The organism is Shewanella pealeana ATCC 700345 (assembly GCF_000018285.1).
GTDB lineage: Bacteria > Pseudomonadota > Gammaproteobacteria > Enterobacterales > Shewanellaceae > Shewanella > Shewanella pealeana.
Map to the genome: position 1 here is coordinate 142,172 of NC_009901.1, position 25,705 is coordinate 167,876.

At 45.9% G+C, this 25,705-nt stretch carries 23 protein-coding genes and 1 riboswitch; of the genes, 12 read left to right on the plus strand and 11 right to left on the minus strand.

The window, feature by feature from the left end:
* Nucleotides 1–2: 2 nt before the first annotated feature.
* The 3 genes from SPEA_RS00690 to SPEA_RS23225 form a co-directional block, all read right to left on the minus strand.
* Entirely contained in the window at nt 3–3,194 is a 3,192-nt protein-coding gene (locus SPEA_RS00690) for an EAL domain-containing protein (RefSeq protein WP_223296550.1), read from the minus strand.
* Nucleotides 3,195–3,506: 312 nt separating this feature from the next.
* On the minus strand, nt 3,507–4,145 hold the full coding sequence (gene ribB / locus SPEA_RS00695; protein ID WP_012153406.1) for a 3,4-dihydroxy-2-butanone-4-phosphate synthase: 639 nt from the start codon (nt 4,143–4,145) through the stop codon (nt 3,507–3,509).
* Nucleotides 4,146–4,156: 11 nt separating this feature from the next.
* Nucleotides 4,157–4,327, minus strand: a complete 171-nt coding sequence (locus SPEA_RS23225; protein ID WP_190272090.1) for a hypothetical protein — start codon at nt 4,325–4,327, stop codon at nt 4,157–4,159.
* Nucleotides 4,312–4,573, minus strand: a riboswitch (FMN riboswitch). Its footprint overlaps the gene before it by 16 nt.
* Nucleotides 4,574–4,761: 188 nt before the next feature.
* Here SPEA_RS23225 and SPEA_RS00700 point away from each other — a divergent pair.
* Both SPEA_RS00700 and SPEA_RS00705 read left to right on the plus strand, forming a co-directional pair.
* On the plus strand, nt 4,762–6,912 hold the full coding sequence (locus SPEA_RS00700; protein WP_012153407.1) for a S9 family peptidase: 2,151 nt from the start codon (nt 4,762–4,764) through the stop codon (nt 6,910–6,912).
* Nucleotides 6,912–7,271, plus strand: coding sequence for a GIY-YIG nuclease family protein (locus tag SPEA_RS00705; protein WP_012153408.1), 360 nt, complete (start codon nt 6,912–6,914; stop codon nt 7,269–7,271). Before SPEA_RS00700 ends, SPEA_RS00705 begins: the two co-directional genes overlap by 1 nt.
* An 81-nt stretch (nt 7,272–7,352) precedes the next feature.
* Here SPEA_RS00705 and lepB read toward each other — a convergent pair whose 3' ends face one another.
* On the minus strand, nt 7,353–8,012 hold the full coding sequence (lepB, locus tag SPEA_RS00710) for a signal peptidase I (protein ID WP_012153409.1): 660 nt from the start codon (nt 8,010–8,012) through the stop codon (nt 7,353–7,355).
* A gap of 413 nt (nt 8,013–8,425) precedes the next feature.
* On the minus strand, nt 8,426–9,181 hold the full coding sequence (locus tag SPEA_RS00715) for a DUF4097 family beta strand repeat-containing protein (RefSeq protein ID WP_012153410.1): 756 nt from the start codon (nt 9,179–9,181) through the stop codon (nt 8,426–8,428).
* A gap of 277 nt (nt 9,182–9,458) precedes the next feature.
* Between SPEA_RS00715 and SPEA_RS00720 the strand changes: the two genes are divergently transcribed.
* On the plus strand, nt 9,459–10,262 hold the full coding sequence (locus tag SPEA_RS00720) for a class I SAM-dependent methyltransferase (protein WP_012153411.1): 804 nt from the start codon (nt 9,459–9,461) through the stop codon (nt 10,260–10,262).
* Between the two features lie 54 nt (nt 10,263–10,316).
* Here SPEA_RS00720 and SPEA_RS00725 read toward each other — a convergent pair whose 3' ends face one another.
* The 6 genes from SPEA_RS00725 to hslR form a co-directional block, all read right to left on the minus strand.
* Nucleotides 10,317–12,155 carry a M14 family metallopeptidase gene (locus tag SPEA_RS00725; protein WP_012153412.1) on the minus strand — a complete coding sequence of 613 codons (1,839 nt, stop codon included), beginning with the start codon at nt 12,153–12,155 and terminating at the stop codon, nt 10,317–10,319.
* A 184-nt stretch (nt 12,156–12,339) separates the two neighbouring features.
* Nucleotides 12,340–12,549 carry a helix-turn-helix transcriptional regulator gene (locus SPEA_RS00730; RefSeq protein ID WP_012153413.1) on the minus strand — a complete coding sequence of 70 codons (210 nt, stop codon included), beginning with the start codon at nt 12,547–12,549 and terminating at the stop codon, nt 12,340–12,342.
* Nucleotides 12,546–12,968, minus strand: a complete 423-nt coding sequence (locus SPEA_RS00735) for a hypothetical protein (protein ID WP_012153414.1) — start codon at nt 12,966–12,968, stop codon at nt 12,546–12,548. The genes SPEA_RS00730 and SPEA_RS00735 overlap by 4 nt, the downstream gene beginning before the upstream one ends.
* A gap of 300 nt (nt 12,969–13,268) precedes the next feature.
* Nucleotides 13,269–14,810 (minus strand): phosphoenolpyruvate carboxykinase, encoded by a 1,542-nt coding sequence (locus tag SPEA_RS00740; protein WP_012153415.1) that lies wholly within the window; start codon nt 14,808–14,810, stop codon nt 13,269–13,271.
* 246 nt (nt 14,811–15,056) lie between these two features.
* Nucleotides 15,057–15,917 (minus strand): Hsp33 family molecular chaperone HslO, encoded by an 861-nt coding sequence (gene hslO, locus SPEA_RS00745; RefSeq protein ID WP_041411210.1) that lies wholly within the window; start codon nt 15,915–15,917, stop codon nt 15,057–15,059.
* 28 nt (nt 15,918–15,945) lie between these two features.
* Nucleotides 15,946–16,344: a ribosome-associated heat shock protein Hsp15 gene (hslR, locus tag SPEA_RS00750; protein WP_012153417.1), complete on the minus strand. Its 399-nt coding sequence runs from the start codon at nt 16,342–16,344 to the stop codon at nt 15,946–15,948.
* A 273-nt stretch (nt 16,345–16,617) separates the two neighbouring features.
* On the opposite strand from hslR, the gene gspC reads away from it, so the two are divergent.
* The 9 genes from gspC (at nt 16,618) to gspK (ending at nt 25,696) form a co-directional block, all read left to right on the plus strand.
* Nucleotides 16,618–17,535: a type II secretion system protein GspC gene (gspC, locus tag SPEA_RS00755; protein ID WP_012153418.1), complete on the plus strand. Its 918-nt coding sequence runs from the start codon at nt 16,618–16,620 to the stop codon at nt 17,533–17,535.
* 84 nt (nt 17,536–17,619) lie between these two features.
* Nucleotides 17,620–19,752, plus strand: a complete 2,133-nt coding sequence (gspD, locus tag SPEA_RS00760; protein ID WP_012153419.1) for a type II secretion system secretin GspD — start codon at nt 17,620–17,622, stop codon at nt 19,750–19,752.
* The gene (gene gspE / locus SPEA_RS00765; RefSeq protein ID WP_012153420.1) at nt 19,745–21,316 is read left to right on the plus strand and encodes a type II secretion system ATPase GspE; all 1,572 of its coding nucleotides are present in this window, start codon (nt 19,745–19,747) and stop codon (nt 21,314–21,316) included. Before gspD ends, gspE begins: the two co-directional genes overlap by 8 nt.
* A 3-nt stretch (nt 21,317–21,319) precedes the next feature.
* Nucleotides 21,320–22,543: a type II secretion system inner membrane protein GspF gene (gspF, locus tag SPEA_RS00770; protein ID WP_012153421.1), complete on the plus strand. Its 1,224-nt coding sequence runs from the start codon at nt 21,320–21,322 to the stop codon at nt 22,541–22,543.
* 63 nt (nt 22,544–22,606) lie between these two features.
* Complete coding sequence (gene gspG / locus SPEA_RS00775; RefSeq protein ID WP_012153422.1) at nt 22,607–23,041, plus strand: type II secretion system major pseudopilin GspG; 435 nt, start codon at nt 22,607–22,609, stop codon at nt 23,039–23,041.
* 1 nt (nt 23,042) lies between these two features.
* A complete protein-coding gene (gspH, locus tag SPEA_RS00780) occupies nt 23,043–23,636 on the plus strand; it encodes a type II secretion system minor pseudopilin GspH (protein WP_398353660.1) in 594 nt (197 codons plus the stop codon).
* Nucleotides 23,633–24,010, plus strand: a complete 378-nt coding sequence (gene gspI / locus SPEA_RS00785; RefSeq protein WP_012153424.1) for a type II secretion system minor pseudopilin GspI — start codon at nt 23,633–23,635, stop codon at nt 24,008–24,010. Before gspH ends, gspI begins: the two co-directional genes overlap by 4 nt.
* Complete coding sequence (gene gspJ, locus SPEA_RS00790; protein ID WP_012153425.1) at nt 23,991–24,716, plus strand: type II secretion system minor pseudopilin GspJ; 726 nt, start codon at nt 23,991–23,993, stop codon at nt 24,714–24,716. The genes gspI and gspJ overlap by 20 nt, the downstream gene beginning before the upstream one ends.
* A complete protein-coding gene (gene gspK, locus SPEA_RS00795; RefSeq protein WP_012153426.1) occupies nt 24,716–25,696 on the plus strand; it encodes a type II secretion system minor pseudopilin GspK in 981 nt (326 codons plus the stop codon). The genes gspJ and gspK overlap by 1 nt, the downstream gene beginning before the upstream one ends.
* Nucleotides 25,697–25,705 lie beyond the last annotated feature (9 nt).

Sequence of the window (25,705 nt, forward strand, 5' to 3'; positions counted from 1 at the left end):
TATTAGACTGCGCTGAGTTCAGTGCCTATCTCTAGGTACTGAAATGGCTTAGCGTGGCGTAAAAATTCAACTAATTCTGCCTTGGCAAGAGGCTTAGACATCAAGTAACCTTGGGCGTAATCACAGCCTAAGTTACGTAAGAAGTGCCATTGTTCAACCGTTTCAACTCCTTCAGCCACCAGTGGCATCTCTAAGCTTTGTGCCATCATTACAATCGCCTTAATCAATTTAGCATCAGATGGATTGTCCAATGCATTATCGATAAAGCTCTTATCGATCTTGATGACTGAAATAGGGCATTGAGTCAGATAGCTGAGTGCCGAATAGCCTGTGCCAAAGTCATCTAGGTAGATATCGACACCCAGCTGTTTTATCGATTCTAAGGTCTGTAAACATTGCGGCTTGTCTTCTATCAGCATGCTCTCGGTGATTTCGATATGTAAATTTTCGGCGGCGATGTCGTGCTTGGCCAATGTTTGTTTGAGTATGTCGAAAAAGCTAATGTCTCTGGAGTGAATGCATTGGCGTGCCGAGACATTAATCGCCATCTTGAGCATCAAGCCTTGGGCATGCCACTGTGCAAGATCTGACAAGGCTTGCTGTAAGATCCATTCGCCTAAAGGTTCAATCAATCCTGCCTCTTCGGCGATAGGGATGAAGGCCTGTGGTGAGATGACACCATAATCTGGATCTTGCCAGCGGACAAGCGCCTCAACACTGGTCACCTCGCCGCTATGCATATCGATAACTGGCTGATATTCAAGGTAGAACTCTGACTGTTTGACAGCCTTACGCAGCCTCTGTTCAAGGTGCATACGCTCAAGCATTTCAACATTCATCTCTGGGGAGAAATATTGATAATGTGCTCGGCCATCGCGCTTGGCTTGATACATGGCGGTTTCAGAGTTATGCAGCAACATTTCAATATCTTGACCATCTTCAGGATAGAAGGCGATACCAAAACTAGAGGAGATAATGGTCTCTTTATTGTCGAATAAGTAAGGCTTAGCCAGCGTATCACTGAGCTTCTGCGCCAATTGTTCGGCGCCAACGTTGCCAGTTTGCGGCGATATGACGACAAACTCATCGCCGCCGATACGGGCGATAGAGTCATCAGGTCCAAGTACGGCTTCGAGTCGTGTCGCCGACTGCTTAAGTACCTTGTTGCCTGCTGCGTGGCCATGAAGCTCGTTAATAAACTTAAATCTGTCTAGATCGATAAAGAAGATGGCGACTTGGCTATTGGTATTGTGTGCGCTATCTATGGCTTGCTGCAGCCTAGAGGAGAATAGGTGACGATTAGGCAGTTTGGTTAAGGAGTCGAAGTTGGTCTTATACCAGATATCCTGCTCATACTGCTTGTTGTTGCTGATGTCTAAAAATAGGCCGATATGCTGAATTGTTTTATTTTTACTGTTCTTCACCGCTGTTATCTTTAGGTACTCAGGGTAGATCTTACCACCTTTGCGTTTATTCCAGATCTCTCCCTCCCAGCTATTCTTGCTAGATAAAGACCGCCACAGCTGTTGGTAAAAATCCTCTTGGTGATGGGCAGAGCTTAAGATGCTGGGGCTCTTGCCTTTGACATCGTCAAGGGTATAACCGGTGATCTTAGTAAATGCGGGGTTAACTAGCTCGATGTGGTTGTTAGCATCGGTGACGATAATCCCTTCGGCTGAGTGCCTGAATACGGCCGAGGCTTGATGCAGCGCGCGTCTCGATTTCATGCGCTCCGATACCATTTGGTTTACGGCTAGGGCTATCTGTGTCAGTTCATCTTTGCCCTTAACCTCTAGAGCGAGTTCAAGACTTGGGTCTTTTGCTAGTTTCTCTACATCATCAACTATGCCTCTCACCGAATCGATAAGGTCGTTGGCAATGTTTCTACCGACGAGATAGACGATGTAGAAGAAGAGTAAGCCTGCAAAGAGGCTGATATAGAGATAAGAGAGGATCTGCTGTTTCTCAATCAGATTTTGATGGACTATTTTAGCCGTCAGCTGGGTATTGAGTTGGTGGAGGGCGTCAATGCCCGCCGTTGCTGCTTGCCACCATGACTCGCTATCAATCACTGGCTGCTGTTTTAGTAGTTGATAAAGGCTGTCATGTAAGGCGATATCTTGTGCCAGCAGCTCCAATGTCGCTTCCGGAGCGGGCAACTGCTTTAGTTCGGTTTCGGTAACATATTCTTGGTAGCTGTCGGCAGTTTGCTTAATGGTCTTTATTAGCTCTTGTTGCTTAGGGGTTAGAGTGTGATTGTTAGTTAAATGAGTTAACGCGCTTTTTAAGGCGAAGTAGTTTTCTCGAAAGTTAGCTAGGTAGCTTGGGTTTAATGTGGTTAGGTAACCATTAAAGTTATAGCTAAGCCCTCCATAACCAATCAGATCATTGATTATTTCGGTCTGTTCTATCAGATTAACTTGTTGCTGGATCTGCGAGCGGTAACCAGATATCAGTTGCTGCGGCTGGCTGTCCATCAATAGGGAAAAGCTGGTGCGATTTTCCTGTGTCATAACCGAAACGGCATTGGTAATTGCATTGTCGAGTTGTGTTCTAATCTGTGCGATCTGCTTGAAAGCGCCAGCCTCTAATACCGGTGCAGAAAGTAGTTTATTGACTAAGCCGCGCTCTTGGCCTGATAGTTCCTGGATCCTGAGCATGTTGACTAGATCGGCCTGTACTAACACCTGATAGGAGTTATCACTCTTAAAGCGTAATTGAGAGACGAAGTTAATCAGCTTTTGAGTGAGACGCGAGTAAAAACTAAAGTTTTCGGGGGTATTTAATTCGATAATTTTTTGGCGGGCGATACTGAGCTGTTGACGCGCCAAGCTGGCTTTACTGAGTTGTTCCTGCAGTGTATTAAAAAGTTCGGTGTCACTCTTGACGGTATTGATTGTTTTATCGAGAGCTGAATTGAATACTAACTCTTGAAACACCTTATCGGTCGTCTGCCATTGCTGTTGTAGCTCTTGTTTAAATAAGCGACCGTCGCTACTTAGGTAGCCTGCCGAGAGTCCGCGCTCTTTCTGTAGCTCATAGATGACATTTTCTATGCCTAAAGTCACTTTTGTGGTGAGCACATTTGCTGAAGCATGTTGGTACTGCTTAATGAGCGTCGATGCACTCAGTACTGCAAGCAATACCAATATAAACATAGGTAAAGATGCAGATAGAAATAATTTCTGTTTCAAGCTCAATCGGCTTAATACGGGTTGCATTCGTCGATGACCCTCCGCAGGAGATAATTTTGGCTGAGTAATGCAATGGAGCGATACGAAGTAAAAAATAGCGTTAAATAATAACCATAGAAATGAATATGCGCCTTAGCATGTCCATTAAAGTTCAGTCTAGGTCACGAATTTAGCAAAATACCTCAAACATCTGCTAAATCAAAGGTTTTGCTAACCCGTTTTTTATATTTAATGAATATAACTAAGTGATAGTAAAGCTTAAATAGGATATAAAACAGCCGCATAGGCAGCGGCTGTTGATTCCGATCTTAATTACTGAGTATTACGGTAAGCAACAATGTCTTCGATGGTCAGTACCGGCATATCATGCTGCTGAGCAAATTCGACAATTTCAGGCAAGCGGGCCATGGTGCCGTCGGGTAGAGTGACTTCACAAAGCACGCCAAAAGGCTGTAATCCGGCGAGTTTCATCAGATCAACCGTGCCTTCTGTATGGCCACGACGCTCTAATACGCCACCTGGACGAGCACGCAGCGGGTACACATGGCCTGGGCGGGCTAAATCATCGGGCTTAGCATCATCGGCGATAGCTGCCTTGATGGTCGTCACGCGATCGGCTGCCGAAACACCAGTGGTGACACCTTGTTTGGCTTCGATGCTAACGGTAAAGGCGGTGCCATATTGGCTATTGTTGTCACTCACCATAGGTGGAAGTTGTAACTGCTTGATACGTTCATCGGTTAGACATAGACAAACAATACCACTGCATTCGCGAATGAGTAGTGCCATCTGTTGGTTGGTAAGCGTTTCGGCTGAATAGATCAGATCGCCTTCATTTTCACGATCTTCATCATCGACCACTAACACACCTTTGCCTTGGCGAAGTGCGCTAAGCGCTGCATTAACACGTTCGATTGGATTGCCATAAGGGGCAAGTAAAGACTGATTCATGGATAACATCCTTAAAATACAACATTGGGTTGACCAGAATCAGGGCGTACAGAAAATGACACATCGTCAGAGTCGAACGGATCGACACAAGCTGATGTGCATAATAAGAGCTGAGCAAAATGCACCACTAAGCCTAGAGAAGCGTTATGGATTATTTGCTTAAACCTTATATTCTCTTTCATCCGGACTCAGTGTACTCACTTGGTTAGTCAGTACTCATTACCGTCGGCTCTGGAGTAGGTACAACCTTACGTATGACGAGCGTCTTTGATAAGGTCTGTTTACCAGATCTGCTGACCCTAGTTAATATTCGCAGCTATTGATATTTAATAGCGTAAACTAGGCGCTCGCGGGCTTTTATACTGTGATTAATATACGCAGCATAATTTACCGCCGGTGGGGAGTTGCACCCCGCCCTGAGAATTATTCTTGGCTGATTATTAATGAATTGATTAACAAACTAGCCAAGTGGCGTTATGTTGCCCCTATTTAAATAAAATGACAAGCTGGGCAGTTAAAATGGCGCGATAGTGCAAAAAACTGTCGATACCGCGATTCATGATCGCCCCAGTCAATTTACGGAATATTTTGACTGAAAATTATAAAGGGATGTTAGATGAAATTGTTTGCTCCGCTCATACTCAGCGCTGTATTGCTATTTGGATGTAATAATATGACCACCACCCAAGCTGTAAAACCACCGCAAGCCGATAAAGTTCCACATAGCATGACACTCCATGGGGTGACCCGTGTCGACGATTATTACTGGATGCGGGATGACGAGCGCAAAGAAGACAAGGTGATTGCGCATTTAAACGCTGAAAATGCCTATGCCAAACAAGAGTTCAAGGCTTTTGGCGACCTAAAGCAAGGTTTGTTTGATGAGCTGGTGGGCCGTTTAGATAAGGACGAGTCGAGTGTGCCTTATTTCTGGCATCGGCATTGGTATTACCGTTATTACAAACAGGGCTTTGAATACCCAGTTATTGCCCGTAAAACCGCGTTAGAGAGTGACCAAGAACAAGTACTGCTAGATGTGAACGAACGCGCGGAAGGCAAAGACTTCTATGGTTTGGGCGGCGTGTCGGTAAGCCCAGATGAAACCAAGCTAGTGTTCGGTGAAGATCTTCTTAGCCGACGTATTTATACCTTGTACTTTAAAGATCTCACAAGCGGCGAGCTAATGGGTGACAAGCTTGAAGGGACGGATGGTGGCGTTGTATGGTCTAACGATAATCAGCATCTGTTCTATATCGCCAAAGATCCGCAAACCCTGCTCGGTTATCAAGTATTCCGTCATAAGTTAGGCACGGCGCAATCTGAAGACGTACTAGTGTATGAAGAGCAAGACGACGCCTTCTATATCAGTTTAGGTAAATCGCTGGATGAGTCGGTTATTGTCTTGCATGCCGAAAGCACAGTGACTAGCGAAGTTAGCATGCTGGATGCGAATCAATCTTTGGCTAAGTTTGAGCCTGTCTTAGCAAGGGAAGAGGGGCATGAGTATTCGGTGTCTAAGTTGGGCGACAGCTATTACATATTAACCAACTGGCAGGCGACTAACTTCCGCCTGATGAAGGTAGCAATTAGTCAGGCGGCAGATAAGAGCGCTTGGCAAGATGTGATAGCCCATGACCAAAATTCACGCATAGAAGATGTATTGCTGCTGAGTGACTATATGGTGGTGCAAACTCGTGAGCGAGGCATTAGTCGTATTCGAGTGTATCCGTTTAATGAGCAGGTTGAGTTTGAGCTGGCCTTTAACGATCCCGCCTATGTAGTGGGTTTCGATATTAACCCAAGCCAGCAAAGCGATAAGCTAAGGATTTATTACTCAAGCCCAACTACGCCTGAGTCTGTGTATGAATATGCACTGGCTAAGCCGAATCAGCGTGAGTTACTTAAACAAGAGCAAGTGCTTGGTGATTTTAATGCCGATGATTATCAGGCGGAACGTTTGTTTATTGAGGCTCGTGATGGTAAAGAGGTGCCAGTGACCTTGGTCTATCGCAAAGATAAGTTCAATAAGGATGGCACGAATCCGCTTTATCAATATGGCTACGGCTCCTATGGCTATACCGTCGAGCCAGACTTTAGCTCATCGGCATTGAGCTTACTGGATCGCGGTGTGGTGTACGCCATTGCCCATGTGCGAGGTTCTGAGATGCTCGGTCGTGGCTGGTATGACGACGGACGAATGCTCAATAAGCAGAACAGCTTTAACGATTTCGTCGATGTAACTAAAGCATTGACTGAGCAAGGTTACGGCGCAAAAGATAAGGTGGTTGCCGCTGGTGGCAGTGCCGGTGGCTTGTTAATGGGCGGCGTAATCAATCAGGCGCCAGAGCGTTACTTTGCCGTGGCAGCTCATGTGCCGTTTGTCGATGTGGTCACCACCATGCTCGATGAGTCGATCCCACTTACCACTAACGAGTATGACGAGTGGGGTAACCCCAACGAGAAGGTCTATTTCGACTATATGCTCAGCTACGCACCTTATGACAACGTCAGTGCCCAAGCTTATCCGCATCTGCTAGTGACCACCGGCTTACATGACTCACAAGTACAGTACTTTGAGCCAGCTAAGTGGGTGGCTAAGCTGCGTGATGTGAAGACTGACAGCAATATGCTGTTGTTTGATACCGATATGGAAGCGGGGCACGGTGGCAAGAGTGGCCGCTATCGCCAATATGAGGATACCGCTAAAGAGTATGCCTTCTTCTTAGGTTTGCTAGGGTTAGATACTGCTAAGAATACTAGTCGCTAATGCATAACTCCGTAGAGACAGTTATCGAGCCGGCAAAGGTGCAAGACCCAGCAAGCGACATCAAAGTGAGTAAAGCTAAAGTTATTGAAACCAAGGCAAGCGAAACTATGTGGTATCTGTATATGGTGCGCTGTGCAAACGGCCACCTCTATACTGGGATAACAACAGATGTGGCTCGCCGTTTTAGCGAGCATCAAAGTGGTAGTGCAAAATCGGCCAAGTTTCTTCGAGGCAAAGGGCCATTAACTTTGGCATATTCTGAAACTGTGGGTAATCACTCCGATGCTCTGAAGCGGGAGATAGCGTTAAAGAAGTACTCGAGAGCCAACAAGCTGGCCTTGATCGCAGCGCGAGATTAAGCACTTGCAGTGTTAGGTTAAGTATTGATGGCGTAACCACTTACAGAGGTTACGCCATGTACTGACTTGAGTTAACAGTGTTTACCCGCCATAAAGGCTAGTGAAAAACCGATCTTGGCGGGGTATGTAGTTGTCTTCATAATCCAGTGAGAAAGCAACTTGGGTTGCTTTACCTTTGATTTCATCCCGAGGGACAAAGCCATATACCCGTGAGTCAGCGCTGTTACGGCGGTTATCGCCCATCACCATATAATGCCCTTCGGGCACAATTACCGTTTCGAAGCTACTTAACTGATCACTGGCCTGCTTTTCAATACGGATGCTATGGGATAAGCCATTGAGATCTTCCTTAGCAATTAATTCTTGAGCACTGCTAGATACCACCGAGTAAGCCAACGCCTTGCCATTAATAAATAGCACTTCATTGCTTAAGCTAATGGTATCGCCAGGTAAGCCAATAACCCGCTTGATTAAACGTTTATCAGCGGCTTTTGATTCAAACACCACTATTTCACCGCGTTCAGGCTCGCCAGTTGTGGCTAATGATATTTGAGTAAAGGGCACATGTAAGTCGTAGGCCAGTTTATCGACCACAATGCGGTCGCCCTCTTTAATCGTAGGCTGCATAGAGCCTGTCGGTACTGTGTACCAGTCGGCGATAGCACTTCTGCAAACAGACATTAAAACAATGAATAGCACAAGCTGACGATTTTCTTTCCAAAGCTGTTTCACTTTATTCATAAAGCACCTTATACCAATCAGTATAAGAAGTTGATCTACTCAGAGTGCTTTTTGGCAAACTAATTCAAGGCGAATGGACGACATAATGGTTGTTCCCTTATGAGTTCATTCAACGCAGAATTAGGCAGCCAAAAACACTCCTTACAGGCGAGTCTTAGCGGTTCTGATGCTGCGACTCTTAATAAACAAAGAGGGAGCTTAAACCTAGTTTAACTATGCTCTTCACTCGCTGCCTTGCCTCAGGACCGCTAAACTCTCGCTGAGCGATCAAATCTTTATACTGATTGGTATTCTTTAATTAGTTGGGCAGGGCACTGCTGGCGTTAGTGTACTTGGTCAGTATCATTGTCCAAATGCACTAGTCGACAGCAAGCCTTGCGCCGGGAAGCCGTTTAGCGTGATAGTCGCAATGGTTAGTGCATGCTGACTGAGCCGTTGATGTTATCTACGCTTAAATCACCAGAGCCAGATTCGATAATGCTTAGCCCTAGGGTATTGTCGACATCGATGTCGCCCGAGCCATCGTCAATCACCACATGACCATTGACGTTTTCTACGCTTAAATCGCCCGAGCCATCATCGATATGGGTATCACCGCCAATACCAGATAGGGTAATAGAACCTGAACCATCTTCTAGGGTGAGTTTGCCTGTAGTGTTGCTGATATCGATTGAGCCCGAGCCGTCTTGGATGTTGAGGTCGTTACCGCCCTTGATCCAAACATCACCAGAACCATCATCAAGTGTAATGTTTGCCGAAAGGCCATTGATCTCGATATCACCCGAGCCATCGTCGATATCTAGCATCATGCTGCTAGGTACCTGAATGGTAAGATCGATATAGGGTGAGCGCTGAAAGTTAATGCTGCTATCGAACTCTGCAACTAGTGTCGCTTTTGAGCCGCTCTGCTTAAGGCTGAGATTACTTTCTATATCACCATAGGTATAAATATCCGCAGTGACCATGATCTGCGCAAGCCCATCGACACCTTGAATCTTGAGGTCTCCTGCGCCTGTTTCAGCCACTAAGGTATCGATATCGTTAGCATCAATTTGAAGTTGTTTCTTTTGGTGGTTAAGGGGCCCCGCGTTGGCACCATTTACATTGATGATGCAGCCCGATAGTGACACGGTAATAAGTGCGGCAAGCAGAGTCGCTGTAGATTTCATGAGTAAACTTCCTTTTATTATTCTGATTGGCAGCATTTACAAGCTGCTGTCTTTTTTAATACCTATCAATAAGCAGAAAGTGTGCCAATAAGTTATCTATTTGTTTTAACTGTGTTATCTTTGGTTTGCGGTTGGTGGTAGTGGCTAATTCACTCAATAACTGCCATTAAAGTTTAATTATTAGTGAAATTACTCAAAGACTTGGCTAAAAATAATAAAGAACCTAGAAGCAGCTAGTACTCAGGCCTAGACTTTAAAATCATGTAGGGAAACAGAGATGGATTATTTATCGGTTAACCAGCAAGGATGGGATAGACGGGTACAGACCCACGTCACATCGGAATTTTATGATGTTGCAGGCTTTCTAAAAGGTAAGAGTTCGCTACAAGAAATCGAGCTGGCAGCTCTTAATGTCATGGGTAAAAGCTTGCTACATCTGCAATGCCACTTTGGGCTCGATACGCTATCTTGGGCGCGCATGGGGGCCGATGTGACCGGCGTCGATCTCTCTCCCGCGGCGATCACTCAGGCAAAGTCACTCTCTGAACAGGCAGATTTAAAAGCAGACTTTATCTGCAGCGATATCTATAGCGTGTCGGAGACGGTCGCGGCCAAATTTGATCTGGTTTTCACTTCTTATGGAGCCATTGTTTGGCTGCCGGATCTCGATAAATGGGCACAGATCATAGCGAGTAAGCTGGTGGCTGGTGGCCAGTTTTATATGGTGGAGTTTCACCCTGCTCAAGCGGTGTTTGAGGGATACAGTTATTTTCACCAAGATGTGCCAGATGTTGAAGATGAGGTGACTTATACCGAGAATGCCAATGATGACAGCAACACCTTTATGAGTTGGTCACACTCATTGTCAGATGTGATTAATGCGCTGATAAAAGCCGGGTTATCGATCGATAGTTTCGATGAGTTTGCTTTTAGTCCCTACAACTGTTTTGAGGGTTTATCTGAAGAGACAGTAGAGGTTGATTTACCTCAGGGTGAAGAGTTGCGCCAACGCTATTTTGTAGAGCAACAAGGCCAACGTTTACCGCTGACCTATACAATATCGGCGACGAAGAAAGCCTAAAAGGAACAGCGCCAATTGGCGCTGTGTTTATGATTGAGTCGTAGGACCGTTGAATTAGTAGCCTCTTAATACTGGGTACTTTAAGTATTGGTTATCGTAGTAGGGGCTACGCTGATAGAACCAGCGTAAACGTGCTTTGGGATCCGCCGCAAACTCTGGGTCTTTAAGCGCCTTATTGAACTCAGTCTGCAGAGCCGGATCATCTTCTAGCATCTGAGCGGCTAAAGGCTCCACTGCATAGTTTTCAATGTACTCGGTGCGAGTAAAGATAGGGTTGAAAAAACCCCATTGGAACAGCGAATCGGGTGATTGCGGTTCCAATAACAATATGGCCAAGTCACCTAAAGGTTGTTTGGTGTCGATGCGTACTGTACCTGTGGGGAGTTGTAGGTCGATGGCTTGGCTACTTACCTCTGCCTTTACCCGCTGACGCCCTTCATAATCGCGATTGGCAAAGCTTGGTTCTGAAAATTGATATTGTTGTAACTTAAGCTCTGTAGGTTTATCTAGCCTAGTCATACGGATACCATGCACACGTAAGCGTTCAATAACCTCTTGCCATTGTGGGGGAATGTAATATGCATCTGGGCGACTTACTTTTATATCGGCTTTGGTGCCACCAATTACTGGCAAGTTCGGGTACAGCTGTGGCAGGCCATTCCAGCGCACAATATCGTTACCACTAATAGCGCTTTGCTCTAGCGTGTAACCTATGCCTTTAAAATCCCAGCCTTGAGCTTGCTGCTCCTGTTGCCATGACAGAGTCACCCTAGGTGAGTAACGATACTTATCTTGCTGAATAGCAGATTGTAATTTAGTGCTATCGTTAGCGATGGCCTTAAGACTGGATTCGAGCATCACATAGGTGCCGAGTACTCGCTGTTTAAAGGGCTTCAAGCTGTGGTTTTCAATCAAGATAGTCGGTAGGTGGCGAGCGTCGCCATAGCCATTAGAGAAGCGTGGGCTAGCATTCCAAAGTGACATGCCCTTAGTGATGTCGGTGTTATCTATTGCGAACACTAAAGGGCCGGGTATGTGTCCCTGTTCAGACAATGCTGACTCGATACTTGGGCGATAGCTGTTTTCTAACCAGTTGTAGATCGAGGGGCTTTGGCCTTGCGCTAAGTTATAGCCAAAAGTCACATCGTATTGATAGTCGATGCCGTCGGTGACATGGACATCGATATAAAGATCCGGTTGCCAGATGTTGATTGCTCGCAGCATATGCTGCATCTCTGGCGTGTCAGCCTTGGCATAATCACGGTTTAGATTGAGGTTTTGCGCTGTGGTGCGCCAGCCCATATTGACCGGGCCACGTTGGTTAACGCGGTTATATTCAGTTGAACGCTCATGACCATCGACACTAAAAATGGGCACGAATAGTAAGTTGGCGTTATCGAGCAACCCGGCTTTGCCGTTAAATACCATGTCACGTAGTAGCATCATACCGGCATCTTTGCCGTCAATTTCACCAGAGTGGATCCCCGCTTGTACGAGTAGGGTCGGTTTACCATTACGTGCTAGTGCGCTTGCGTCTTCCGCTCCCTCTTTTGAGGCGACAATCATCCAAATGTCGCGACCTTGTGGACTCTTGCCTATGCTGACCTTCTTTAGCATTTCGCTCTGGGCGATTAGCTTATCTAACCAGGCAAAGGTCTCATCATAGCTTGGACTGGTTTTAAGGCCGTTTTGCTCAAAAGGCGTCGCCCATTGGGCATCAGGAGCTTGGAGTAGCGATTCGCTACTTCCCTGCCACGGGATAATTGGTGGAAGGATCTGATCGTTAATATAAGTATTGGAGAGTTGTGGGGTTGCAGTATCAGTTTGCTCGGTCGCGAGGCCGTTGCTGCTAGCCGCCAATAAGGCGATGGCCGATAGGGAAGTTAAGCGCATGGTTAGGTACCCATTTTTTGAACTATTTGAATTGTTTTTAGGCGGTTATCTTTCCTTAAACTGGCGATAAGTGCAACAGGGGAACTGTGTCTAAATATGAGTTTAGGCGTCTTTTTATCTATATATTTTCAGCATTGACAACCGGAGTTGCCAATGCATCAAGTTTTGCTTGAGATGCGCCCGCCTAGTTTATAGCGACTTCTGTTTCATCTTCAAAAATGGCTTCAATTGGCATCTCAAATAAGCGAGCAACTTTAAAGGCTAGGGGTAAACTTGGATCGTATTTACCCTTTTCTATGGCGTTAATGGTTTGCCGTGAGACTTCGAGCTTCTCAGCTAAGTCGGCCTGGGTCCAGTCGCGCTCTGCTCTGAGCACTTTTAGACGGTTTTTCATCGGTAACTGATCCTTCCTTTAATGATGCCAACGATATAGGTCAAAGTGATTAATACTATGAGGTATGCGGCTTTGAGAGGGGGCACAATAGCGCTATTTTCGAGTATTGAATAGCTGGAAAAACTAATAATGGCGACGCCAACAGACAAAGCAAGAGCATCTAGCTGAACCTTGCGCTCCATTTCATCGAGTTGCACCAGAAAGTGTCGATAGGCCACTAACATGGCAATACCGATAATCGTGTGTATGCAGAATACCAAGGTGATTAATAAGCCGTTGCCAAGCAGCTCATTCTCGCTTAGGTAGGTGCTTATCATTAGTGTGAGAGCCCATAAAAGTGCACATAAGTTAACTCGGTTGGCATTTTTTAGATCGCGCTTCGGTAAACCTTTGGCGCATATGGCTTCGATGATCTTCATGGTTGCGGTTCCTTGTGTATTTTGCTGACTCTGGTTTTATAAATGTAAAGCACGCTTGACTTATAACTTAGAGGTCGATACTCGCCAAGTCAAGCTTGCTTTACTTTAAGTTTGAGAGGCTTTACATGGAAGGCGGAGTGTTCTTTGAGGCTGACTCAGTATTTGAGCTCAGCATCTGAGCCCTGTATTCGAATCTAATTTGGCTTAGGTTTATTCATAAAAAATCCCAGCATATAGCTGGGATTTTAATTGGGCCACAGTATTCACCGATGGCTTTAAAGAGCGCTAGAACAAAGCGAATTAAGCGTTAGGGCCTGCGTTCTTGATTGAATCAGGTACCTGATACTTTTCGAAGTTAGCCTTAAAGCTATCTGCAAGGTGCTGAGCAAATTCGGCATACTGGACCTTGTCTTCCCAAGTGTTGATTGGGTTAAGCAGCTTGCTGTCTACACCTGGAATGGCAACCGGTACATGTAGGTTTAGCTTTTCTAGGTACTCTGTCTCGACATCTTTAAGCTCACCAGACACGATGGCATCGACAATGGCGCGAGTTGTTGGGATATCGAAACGCTTACCAATGCCGTGAGGCCCGCCTGTCCAGCCAGTGTTAACTAGGTAAACTTGACTGCCAAAAGACTCGATACGCTTCATCAGTAGCTCAGCGTAAACTCCTGCAGGACGAGGGAAGAACGGCGCACCGAAGCAGGTCGAGAATGTCGACTGTATCGCGGCAGTAGACCCCATCTCCGTCGAGCCAACTTTTGCGGTATAACCAGACAAGAAGTGGTAAGCCGCTTGCTCTTTAGTTAACTTAGATACTGGTGGTAACACGCCAGAAACGTCACAAGTTAAGAACACAACTGCGTGAGGCTCAGCGCCACAGTTATCTAGTTTACGCTGGGCAATATGCTCGAGTGGATAAGCGGCGCGGGTGTTTTCGGTTAAGCTTGAATTTGTGTAGTCGGGTACGCGATTTTCATCGGTTACTACGTTTTCAAGCACGGTACCAAAGCGAATAGCATCCCAAATGACAGGCTCGTTCTTCTGGCTTAGGTCGATACACTTTGCATAGCAGCCACCTTCGATGTTGAATACGCCGCCTGGTGCCCAGCCGTGTTCATCGTCACCAATTAAGAAGCGTTTAGGGTCGGCTGAAAGTGTAGTTTTACCTGTACCCGATAGACCGAAGAACAGAGTGGTATCGCCATCGGCACCGACGTTTGCCGAGCAGTGCATTGGTAGCACACCTTTAGCGGGTAGTAAGAAGTTTTGTACCGAGAACATCGACTTCTTCATTTCACCAGCGTACTTAAGGCCAGCAAGTAGCACCTTACGCTCTGCGAAGTTGATGATAACTGTCGCATCAGAATGAGTACCGTCTCGCTCAGGAACACACTCAAAACCAGGTGCGTTGATGATCTGCCATACAGGCTTATCGGCGGCATTAAATTCTTCTGGCACTATGAATAGGTTACGAGCAAATAGTTGGTGCCAAGCATACTGAGTAGTGACTTTTACTGGCTGGTAATGCTCTTTGCTGGCACCGACTTCGAGATTTGATACGAAAGTGTCTTTGTCAGCTAGAAAAGCTTCGACTCGGTTCCAAAGTGCAGTAAAGGCATCGGCTTTGAAAGGCTTGTTTACTGGACCCCATTCGATATCTGCTTCAGAGCTTGGCTCTTTAACGATGAAACGGTCGTTAGGCGAACGGCCTGAGCGTTCACCAGTCTTTGCAACTAAAGCGCCATTCGCGGTCAATTGGCCTTCTCCACGCGCTAACGCAAGCTCGACTAACTGGCCTGTTGAAAGGTTTAGATACTCGCGGTTTGATCCATCCGCCATAGGTAAGGTCTCCATCTGTGAGGTCATTATTCGGTGCTGATCTATTGCGCCAGCTTATATTTACGGCGATTGTAACGTATGCGGATATGAATATGTGTACTAGATCAAAAAAATTACGAAAAGTGACGTGGAAACACTTTTCTTGACATTTTAATCTGTTATCAGGGGCGTTTTAATCATAAAAAAAGCGCTCAAAGAGCGCCTTTAATCGGTTTTGCCAATAAAGTTTGGCTAACTCAATATTACTTATTGAGTCACATCGCTAGTCGGAGCGTTGGCGAAGATGGCTTCAACATCGATAGCGTCGAAGATGTATTTGCTGTTGCAATACTCACAGCCCATCTCCACCTTGCCTTGCTCGGCTAGAATCGAATCGACTTCTTCTTTCGATACAGTGCGGATAGCTTGTGCGCTGCGCTCTTTAGAGCAAGTACACTTAAAACTAATCGACACTGGATCAAATAAGCGCACTTCCTCTTCGTGGTATAAGCGGTGCAGTACTTCTTCCGCTGGTAGTGTGAATAGCTCTTCCTGCTTAACGGTTGCAGTTAATACAGATAGGTGTTCGAACTCTTGGTTGTGGTTACCATCGGTAGGTAGCACTTGCAAGAACATGCCTGCGGCTTGCTTAGTATCGGCAAACAGCTTGATCTTGGTTGGTAGCTGTTCAGATTGGGCGAAATAATCTTCTAGACATTCCGCTAGGGTGTCTTTATCTAGTGCTACCACGCCTTGATAACGTTCGCCGTCATCTGGAGTTAGGGTGATCACCATATAGCCTTTACCAAACATCTGCGTAAGGCTGGCATCGTCGCTAATTTCGCCGTCCCAGCGTGATACGCCTCGAAGCTGTTGCAGATTATTACCGTTGATTACCGCTAATGATACCGGACCATCGCCTTGCAGCTGAATGCTGATATCACCGCTAAACTTCAAAGTTGCCGTTAATAAAGCAGTAGAAGCCATTAGCTCACCCAATACGTGTTGGATCGCCAATGGGTATTCATGTGCTGATAATACTTCTTGGTAACTATTTTCTAACTGTACTAATTCGCCACGTACACTCGCGTTTTCGAATAAATAGCGATATAGATTGTCTTTAGTCATCTGTTCGTTCATTTCGGGTTTCCAATTTCTAGCTTTCTTTAAAGCGCATTATTTGTCGACGTTGTTTCTTATCCGGCTTATGATCGGGAGCGGGATTATTAAGAATATTCAGACGTCGTTGCTCGGCATAGGTCTCACGTTTGGCTATACTTTGCGGTGTCTCTTCATAAAGGGTTTGTGCTATCGACCCTTTTTGTCGGTATTCTGACAGCTCTTTGATGACGAGCTCTTTTTCGTCATAGCCCTGTCTTAATCTAATGGTGGCACCAACCTCGGCATATTTGCTCGATTTTGTACGCTGGCCGTTATAGTGTACTTTACCACCATTAATCATCTCTTTTGCGATGGCTCGCGTCTTATAAAAGCGCGCAGCCCAGAGCCATTTATCAAGCCTGACTTGAATGGCTTGTTGCTCGTTATTATGCATGAGCGACTCCAGTGATTAGATTAATTTAAATTAAATTGCTGGGCGAAGTTCACATGCTCAGCAGTAATATACAAATCTTTACTTTCTCGCTGATAAAATAGTGGCAGGCCTCACACCCTTTTTAGGCGCATAAAGTTAGCATATTTGGTCAATTACCGCCAACATTGCTGCTGTTATGGGCTTGTTGCCAAAAGCAGTGTGGGTTAGCATGAGTCAGGATTTGCTAAATTATAATAATCAGAACAGAGACCTGCATAGAGGGTCCACTTAAATATGGATTTATTAGATAAGTTTTTAACTAAAGCGGCTGGAGTGCCCCAAAAGCCAGTCAGTACGGCGATATTTAGTATCGGGCTATTAATAGTTCTTTACTTGTTAGCGCAAATTACATGGAAATTAGTACCTGATGACTCGACTCAAGCACGTTGGGTGCCTACACCTGTCTCCAGTAATGCGGCGGGTCAAGTCAATATTCTTAATCTGCAACAACTCTCTCTCTTCGGTAAACCTGATGCGGCGGGTAATAAACCTAAAGCTGCCGCTATCGAGGAAATCATTACCGATGCCCCGAAAACCTCGCTATCTATTCAACTAACGGGTGTTGTGGCATCAACCACCGAGCAGAAAGGTTTAGCGGTTATCGCCTCTAGTGGTAGCCAGGATACCTATGGTTTAGGTGACAAGATAAAAGGCACATCGGCTTCGCTGAAAGAGGTCTATGCCGACAGAATTATCATCACTAATAGCGGCCGTTACGAAACCTTGATGCTAGATGGTCTAGAATACAATACTAATGGTACTGCTAATCAGCAGTTACAAAAGGCTAAGAGTGTTTCTAAGGGTAAGACTATCGACAATCGTAACAATCGCGCTGTAGCGGCTGAGTTAAGCCAGTCTCGCGATGAGATTTTAGCCGATCCGAGTAAGATTACCGATTATTTGTCTATTTCACCGGTTAAGAGTGGTGGCGAGCTTGCTGGTTATCGTCTTAACCCTGGTAAAGACCGTGAACTATTTAAGCAGGCTGGTTTCAGAGCCAATGATTTAGCCAAATCAATTAATGGTTATGACCTGACGGATATGGGGCAGGCGTTAGAAGTGATGGCGCAGTTGCCCGAGATGACCGAAGTTGCCTTGATGGTAGAGCGAGATGGTCAGCTAATCGAGATAATGTTTAGTCTGCCGCAATAGAATAAGCAGCAGAAAATAACAATAAAATTTGCAGTAATACACATTGAGTTTGCCGCAACGAAAGGGTTTAGGGGAAGTATAACAATGAATAATAAGCGGATTAGACGCAGATTAATTGCCGGTATGGTGATGGGGGCTTCCTTACTGGCCCCACAACTTGCATGGTCTGAACAATATGCGGCTAACTTTAAAGGCACAGATATCCAAGAGTTTATCAATATTGTTGGTAAAAACTTGAATCGAACTATTATTGTCGACCCAACCGTACGCGGAAAAATCAATGTTCGTAGTTACGATCTACTAAACGACGAACAGTATTACCAGTTCTTCCTCAACGTATTACAAGTCTATGGTTATGCTGTTGTCGAGATGGACAACAACATCATAAAGGTAATCAAAGATAAAGATGCTAAAACGGCATCAATCCGTGTCGCCGATGATGATGCACCAGGCTTGGGTGACGAGATGGTTACCCGTATCGTCGCACTGTATAACACAGAAGCAAAGCAGCTAGCCCCTCTATTACGTCAGCTAAACGATAACGCCGGCGGCGGTAACGTAGTTAACTACGATCCGTCCAATGTTTTGATGATCTCTGGTCGTGCGGCCGTGGTTAATAAACTGGTAGAGATCGTGCGCCGCGTAGATAAGCAAGGTGATACAGCCGTTGAAGTGGTTAAGCTTGAATATGCCTCAGCCGGTGAAATCGTTCGTATTATAGATACCTTGTACCGTTCAACGGCTAATCAAGCACAGATGCCTGGCCAAGCACCAAAAGTTGTTGCCGATGAGCGTACCAACGCTGTGGTGGTAAGTGGTGATGAGAAGAGTCGTGAGCGAGTGGTTAAGCTGATTAAAAACCTAGATGCAGAGCAAGCAAGTACGGGTAACACTAAGGTCCGCTACCTGCGTTATGCAAAAGCCGAAGATTTAGTCGAGGTGTTAACGGGTTTTGCTGAACAACTTGTCGATGATAAAGGCACCTCACAAGGTGGCGGCAGCAAGCGTCGAAATGAAATTAATATCATGGCCCACAATGACACCAATGCCTTGGTGATTAGTGCGGAACCAGATCAGATGCGCACCATCGAGAGCGTGATTAATCAGCTGGATATTCGCCGAGCACAAGTACTGGTTGAAGCGATCATTGTAGAAGTTGGCGAAGGTGATGATGTTGGTTTTGGTGTTCAGTGGGCAACCGAAGCTGGCGGTGGTACTCAGTTTAATAACCTAGGCCCAACCATTGGTGAAATTGGTGCAGGTGTTTGGCAGGCTCAAGGTGAAGAGGGCTCAACAGTCTGTAACGACGGTACTTGTACCGAGAATCCTGACACTCGTGGTGATATTACCTTGCTTGCTCAAGCGCTTGGTAAGGTCAATGGTATGGCGTGGGGCGTGGCAATGGGCGATTTTGCTGCCTTGATTCAAGCCGTGTCGAGTGATACCAAATCAAATGTTCTTGCTACACCATCTATCACTACGCTTGATAACCAAGAAGCCTCATTTATCGTAGGTGATGAAGTCCCTATTTTAACCGGTAGTCAAAATTCTAGTAACGGTAACAGCAATCCATTCCAAACGGTTGAGCGTAAGGAAGTGGGCGTAAAGCTTAAAGTTGTTCCTCAAATTAACGAAGGAAGCTCGGTTAAGCTGACAATCGAGCAGGAAGTTTCAGGTATTAACGGTAAGACTGGCGTCGATGTAACCTTTGCTACTCGTCGTTTAACCACAACGGTAATGGCTGATTCAGGCCAAATCGTGGTACTCGGTGGTTTGATTAAAGAAGAGGTGCAAGAGTCAGTACAAAAAGTCCCGTTCTTGGGTGATATCCCGATCATTGGCCACCTATTTAAGTCCTCTTCTAGCGGTAAGAAAAAAACCAACTTGATGGTATTTATCAAGCCAACGATTATCCGCGACGGTATGACCATGGAAGGCATCGCAGGACGTAAGTATAATTACTTCCGAGCGCTGCAACTCGAGCAGCAGGAACGCGGCGTTAACTTAATGCCAAATACCGATGTGCCGATCCTCGAAGAGTGGAATCAAGCTGATTATCTGCCTCCTGAAGTCAACGACGTGCTGAACCGTTACAAAGAAGGTAAAGGTTTAGACACAAAGATGCGTGAAACCGATCCGGCGCTAAAGTCTATCTCGAATAGCAAAGATGCCGATAAGCAAGGCACTGATACAGATAAAGAAACTTCTGATGAGTGAGAATTCAATTATAGTCGATGAAGAGCTAGTGCAGGTCTCGAATGAGCTTGGACTAGTGTCTGAGGAAGAGGCGGATCAGCTTTTTCATTCGAATAGCAAAGAGCGTTTGCCCTTTGCTTTTGCCCATAGATTTAAGGTGGCGCTTGCCGCCGACGCTGACGGCGAGTTGTCGCTTTACCATACTCAAGGTACACCATTGAGTGCATTGCTTGAGGTACGTCGCTACTGTGGTAAAGAATTGCCCTTGATAACGTTAGAAGACACAGCTTTTGAGGCGCGTCTTACTCAAGCCTATCAAGCTAACTCTTCTGAAGCGCAGCAGATGATGGAAGATATCGGTAATGAAATGGACCTGTTCACTCTTGCCGAAGAGTTGCCACAAACAGAAGATCTACTCGAGGGTGACGATGACGCACCGATTATTAAGTTAATCAATGCGCTATTGTCTGAGGCTATTAAGGAAGAAGCGTCAGATATTCATATCGAAACCTACGAGAAACAGTTAATTGTGCGTTTCCGTGTCGATGGCATTCTCAAAGAAGTTCTCAAGCCTAATCGTAAACTGTCATCTTTGTTGGTGTCACGTATCAAGGTTATGGCACGTCTCGATATTGCTGAAAAACGTGTACCACAAGATGGTCGCATTTCGCTGCGTATCGCGGGACGAGCTGTGGATGTGCGTGTATCGACTATGCCGTCAAGTCATGGCGAGCGTGTGGTGCTACGTCTACTCGATAAAAATGCGGGTAACTTAGACCTAGAGCAGCTAGGTATGACCGAAGCGGTTCGTCATCAATTTGATGACTTAATCCGCAGACCACACGGTATTATTTTGGTGACCGGTCCAACCGGTTCGGGTAAGAGTACCACTCTCTATGCAGGCCTTACCGAAATTAACTCGAAAGATACCAACATTCTTACCGTCGAAGACCCAATAGAATACGAACTCGAAGGTATTGGTCAGACTCAGGTAAACACTAAGGTCGATATGACCTTCGCTCGTGGCCTACGTGCTATTTTGCGTCAAGATCCTGATGTGGTGATGATTGGTGAGATCCGAGATCTTGAGACTGCGCAAATTGCGGTTCAGGCATCGTTAACTGGCCATATGGTTATCTCAACCCTACATACTAATACGGCATCGGGCGCGATTACTCGTTTACAAGATATGGGCGTAGAACCTTTCCTCGTGTCTTCCAGTTTACTTGGTGTCCTCGCTCAACGTCTTATCCGTACCTTGTGCCCAAGCTGTAAAGAGTCGCATACCCCGGATAATCGTGAAAGAGAGCTTCTCGGTATTACCGCTGACGATCCTCGTGTTATTTTCCGCGCGAAGGGTTGTCAGGCTTGTGGTCACAATGGTTATCGTGGCCGTACCGGTATTCATGAGTTACTCATAGTCGATGATCATGTGCGTGAACTTATTCACACCGGTCGCGGTGAATTAGCGATTGAAAAGCATATTCGTCAATCTGTTCCGAGCATTCGTCACGACGGTATGAGTAAAGTGCTTGCGGGGAAAACTACCCTAGAAGAAGTGCTGCGTGTCACTCGAGAGGAGTAAGCCATGCCTGCATTTGAATACAAAGCATTAGACAAAACGGGTAAGCAGAAAAAAGGTGTTGTCGAAGCGGATACCGCAAGGCATGCACGTACTCAGCTAAGAGAGCAGCGCTTAATGCCACTGGAGATAACTCCAGTAGTAGAGAAAGAGAGCAAGACTAAGGCCGCAGGTTTTAGCTTTTTAAAGCGTGGTATTTCAACTGCAGAGCTTGCACTTATTACCCGTCAGATTGCGACTCTAGTGGCTGCTGGACTCCCTGTTGAAGAGGCATTAAAAGCCGTTGGTCAACAATGCGAGAAGGACCGTTTAGCCAGTATGGTGATGGCGGTGCGATCTCGGGTGGTTGAAGGTTATAGCCTTGCCGATTCTATGGCAGAGTTTCCACATATATTCGATGAATTGTATCGAGCTATGGTGGCATCGGGCGAAAAATCCGGTCACTTAGAAGTGGTACTGAATCGTCTCGCCGATTACACCGAGCGTCGCCAGCAGCTAAAGAGTAAAATGACCCAAGCTATGATCTATCCTATCGTACTGACAGTTGTCGCCATAGGTGTGATCGCAATTCTGCTTGCCGCCGTAGTGCCGCAAGTGGTGGGGCAGTTTGAGCATATGGGGCAGGAGTTACCTTGGACTACTGAACTATTGATCGCCTCATCAGACTTTATCCGTGATTATGGCCTAATTGTTCTGGCTGTTATCGTCGGTTTGTTCTTTATCGCCAAACGTTTACTCGTTTCACCTAAAAATCGCATGAAATACGACAGCATGTTGCTGCGCCTACCTGTGATCAGCAAGGTGAGTAAAAGCCTTAATACGGCACGTTTTGCTCGTACATTAAGTATTTTAACGGCCAGCTCTGTACCGCTACTCGATGCAATGCGTATCGCGAGTGATGTACTGATCAACGTTAAAGTGAAAGCCGCAGTCGAAGATGCAACACTAAGGGTGCGTGAGGGCACAAGTTTGGGAACGGCACTAGCCAACACTAAACTTTTCCCACCTATGATGCTCTATATGATTACCTCTGGTGAAAAAAGTGGTCAACTTGAGCAGATGCTTGAGCGCGCCGCCGATAACCAAGACCGAGATTTTGAGTCGAATGTGACGATAGCCTTGGGGGTATTTGAGCCTATGCTAGTTGTTAGTATGGCTGCTGTGGTTCTATTTATTGTTTTAGCGATTCTTCAGCCAATATTAGCGCTGAATAATATGATTAGTGGTTAATACTCACAGTCTGCTACAGAGTCTTGTAGTTAGCGTGGGTGATATAGTTTAAGGAAGTTGTTAATGCAAGCACGTAATAAACAGAAAGGTTTCACCCTATTAGAAGTCATGGTGGTGATTGTTATTTTAGGTATTTTAGCCTCTATGGTCGTACCTAACTTAATGGGCAACAAAGATAAGGCCGACCAGCAAAAAGCGGTTTCAGATATTGTTGCATTAGAGAATGCCTTGGACATGTATAAGCTAGACAACAGTGTTTATCCGACCACTGAGCAGGGCCTCGAGGCATTAGTACAAAAGCCTACAATTTCTCCAGAGCCGCGTAACTACCGTGCCGATGGTTATGTTAAGCGTCTACCGCAAGATCCATGGCGTAACGATTACCTGCTATTGAGTCCAGGTGAAAACGGTAAATTAGATATCTTCAGCTCAGGCCCAGACGGTCAGGCAGGTACTGAAGATGATATCGGAAACTGGAACCTACAGAATTTCCAATAATATGAGCTTGCTGCGATTGAACTTAGCACGCCAAACGGGCTTCACCTTAATGGAGGTGTTGCTCGTTGTTTTGCTTATGGGCTTGGCCGCAACTGCTGTCACCCTTGGCATGGGCGGGGCGAGTAAAGAAAAGGCGCTAGAACGCACCGCGCAGCAGTTCATGATGTCTACCGAAATGGTGCTAGATGAAACGGTTCTAAGCGGCCATTTCGTGGGCATAGTGATCGAAGACAATAGCTATAAATACGTTTATTACGATGAGGGTAAGTGGAAGCCTTTAGAGCAAGATAGATTGCTCGCTGAGCGTCAGATGGAACCTGGTGTTGAGATGGTGCTGGTGCTCGATGGTTTACCTTTAGTTCAAGATGACGAAGAACAAGATTCTTGGTTTGATGAGCCCCTTATTGAAAAATCCGCCGACGAAAAGAAGAAGTTTCCTGAGCCGCAGATCATGTTATTCCCGAGTGGTGAGATGAGTGCGTTTGAGCTGTCTTTCGTTAGCGAAGATGAAACGAAGCAAGATATCGAAGTTGTGGTATTCGGTGATGCCTTGGGTCGCTTACGTATGGGTTTCGAAGATGAAGAAGTCTTATGAGCAGGCGAACTGATCAAACAGGTATGACGCTGCTAGAAGTGATTGTTGCCTTGGCGGTATTTTCTATCGCCGCAGTTTCTATCACTAAGAGCTTAGGCGAGCAGATGGCCAACATGCCCATTTTAGAAGAGCGCACCATGGCACAATGGGTCGCTCATAACAAGATGGTTGATGCGCGTTTAGAGCCTAAGTTTCCAGATATTGGTCGTAAAGATGGCCAAACGGAGCTCGCCAATAAAGATTGGTATTGGCGTAAAGAGGTCATTAAAACGACCGATGATAATTTTAGAATGATCCGTATAAGTGTTAGTGATGATGAACGCTTTGCTCGGGTCATTGCTGAGGTGAGCAGCTATGTGCTTAAGGCTGACTAAATCTCAGCGTGGCTTCACGCTACTAGAGATGCTGATCGCCATCGCCATTTTTGCCATGCTAGGTTTAGCGGCGAATACCGTGTTGAGCACAGTGATGAAAAACGACACCGCGACCCGAGATTTTGCCGCTAAGCTAAAGGCGATGCAGCAAGGTTTTGGAGTGATTGAGCGTGACTTAAACCAGATGGTCGCACGCACGCCTAGGTTATTAGAGGGCGGTAGAGCCACGACGGTTTTTCAGACGGGTAGCAATATGCTCGATTCGGAGTCTGAATCCTTAGTCTTTTTTCGCTTAGGTTGGCTAAATCCAGACGGACTCTTGCCAAGAGGCAGTTTGCAGTCGGTTGCCTATGTGGTGATGGAAGGGCAGTTGCAGCGTTGGTATTACCCTTATCCTGAACCGGAAATTGGTGCAGAGCCAATTAAAACTGTGATTATGGAGAAGGTGCTTTCAGTGGAATACGCCTTTTTTACCGATGACAAATGGGAGCGTCAAACTGATGCAACTAAGTTACCCAAGGCGATTGCGATAGAAATTGAGTTTGAAGATATTGGTAAGGTGCAACGTAAATTCCTAGTGCCTAAGGGCGCGCTTGCTGGCAGTAACGATGATACCAATAGTGGTGGCGGAGACGAAGAGTCTATACCGGATGGAGACCGTAACAGCGGCAACGGTAGCGACACCGGAAAAGGGCATGGTGAATAATGCCTTCTAAACAACGTGGTGTAGCCCTTATTGTGGTGCTATTGATTGTGGCTATGGTAGCCATTATTGCGACCAATATTACCTCGCGTAATCAATTATCAGTTAGACGCACCCTAAATATGGCGCAGTATGATCAGGCCTTTTGGTATGCGATTTCGGGAGAAGAGATCGCTAAGAAGGTGCTCAAGCAAGATCTAGAAGATTCGGATACGGTTCATCTACAGCAATACTGGGCACTTGCCGATGTAATATTCCCGGCAGAAAAAGGGGAGATAGCAGGAAAAATTAGCGATATGCGCGCCTGTTTTAACGTGAATTCGTTATCGGCGCCTAACGAAAAAGTTGAAAACGGTCAGCCTAAACTGCCCTTGCCAGCGGTGCAATTCAAGGGATTGTTAGTCGCATTGGGAATGGATGATTTCGCCGCCGAGCGCTTAGCGCAGACAGCTAAAGATTATATCGATGAAGATCAGACGGCAGGTCCTTATGGTGCCGAAGATGCGGAGTATGAGTCGCGTAATGTACCGTATCGAGCGGCTAATACGCTCATGAGTCATAAGAGTGAGCTGCGGGCCGTGATGGGCTTTACTCAAGATATTTACTTGAAATTGGCGCCCTACGTCTGTGCGATCCCAGGCAATACCACCCAAGTATTGAATGTGAATACCGTAACTGTGGAGCAAGCAGCGTTAATTGCCGGTATGTTCGATAACAAGATTTCTGTTGGTGAAGCTGAAAGCATCATCAATCAGCGACCATTAGATGGATATGACAAGATTGATGAGTTTTGGGAAAATTCATCAATTGCTAGCCTCGCGAGTGATGCAAAACTAAAGTCGAGTTTCGGTGTTAGCAGTAAGTACTTCTTACTCGAAGCCGGAGCTAAGGTCGATACGGCGGTATTTAGATTAGAAAGCGTTCTGTACGGCGATAGTAAAAAATTAGAAGTGTTATCTCGCCAGTTTGGTGGGCAAAAATAACAACAGTCC

Coding starts and splice junctions, on each gene's coding strand:
- gspC (WP_012153418.1), top strand. CDS start 16,618: ATGGATTTATTAGATAAGTTTTTAACTAAAGCGGCTGGAGTGCCCCAA.
- gspG (WP_012153422.1), top strand. CDS start 22,607: ATGCAAGCACGTAATAAACAGAAAGGTTTCACCCTATTAGAAGTCATG.
- SPEA_RS00730 (WP_012153413.1), bottom strand. CDS start 12,549: ATGAAAAACCGTCTAAAAGTGCTCAGAGCAGAGCGCGACTGGACCCAG.
- lepB (WP_012153409.1), bottom strand. CDS start 8,012: ATGAATAAAGTGAAACAGCTTTGGAAAGAAAATCGTCAGCTTGTGCTA.
- SPEA_RS00740 (WP_012153415.1), bottom strand. CDS start 14,810: ATGGCGGATGGATCAAACCGCGAGTATCTAAACCTTTCAACAGGCCAG.
- gspF (WP_012153421.1), top strand. CDS start 21,320: ATGCCTGCATTTGAATACAAAGCATTAGACAAAACGGGTAAGCAGAAA.
- SPEA_RS00720 (WP_012153411.1), top strand. CDS start 9,459: ATGGATTATTTATCGGTTAACCAGCAAGGATGGGATAGACGGGTACAG.
- gspE (WP_012153420.1), top strand. CDS start 19,745: ATGAGTGAGAATTCAATTATAGTCGATGAAGAGCTAGTGCAGGTCTCG.
- SPEA_RS00725 (WP_012153412.1), bottom strand. CDS start 12,155: ATGCGCTTAACTTCCCTATCGGCCATCGCCTTATTGGCGGCTAGCAGC.
- SPEA_RS00700 (WP_012153407.1), top strand. CDS start 4,762: ATGAAATTGTTTGCTCCGCTCATACTCAGCGCTGTATTGCTATTTGGA.
- SPEA_RS23225 (WP_190272090.1), bottom strand. CDS start 4,327: ATGAAAGAGAATATAAGGTTTAAGCAAATAATCCATAACGCTTCTCTA.
- SPEA_RS00715 (WP_012153410.1), bottom strand. CDS start 9,181: ATGAAATCTACAGCGACTCTGCTTGCCGCACTTATTACCGTGTCACTA.
- hslO (WP_041411210.1), bottom strand. CDS start 15,917: ATGACTAAAGACAATCTATATCGCTATTTATTCGAAAACGCGAGTGTA.
- gspH (WP_398353660.1), top strand. CDS start 23,043: ATGAGCTTGCTGCGATTGAACTTAGCACGCCAAACGGGCTTCACCTTA.
- gspK (WP_012153426.1), top strand. CDS start 24,716: ATGCCTTCTAAACAACGTGGTGTAGCCCTTATTGTGGTGCTATTGATT.
- SPEA_RS00735 (WP_012153414.1), bottom strand. CDS start 12,968: ATGAAGATCATCGAAGCCATATGCGCCAAAGGTTTACCGAAGCGCGAT.
- gspJ (WP_012153425.1), top strand. CDS start 23,991: ATGTGCTTAAGGCTGACTAAATCTCAGCGTGGCTTCACGCTACTAGAG.
- hslR (WP_012153417.1), bottom strand. CDS start 16,344: ATGCATAATAACGAGCAACAAGCCATTCAAGTCAGGCTTGATAAATGG.
- SPEA_RS00705 (WP_012153408.1), top strand. CDS start 6,912: ATGCATAACTCCGTAGAGACAGTTATCGAGCCGGCAAAGGTGCAAGAC.
- ribB (WP_012153406.1), bottom strand. CDS start 4,145: ATGAATCAGTCTTTACTTGCCCCTTATGGCAATCCAATCGAACGTGTT.
- gspI (WP_012153424.1), top strand. CDS start 23,633: ATGAGCAGGCGAACTGATCAAACAGGTATGACGCTGCTAGAAGTGATT.
- gspD (WP_012153419.1), top strand. CDS start 17,620: ATGAATAATAAGCGGATTAGACGCAGATTAATTGCCGGTATGGTGATG.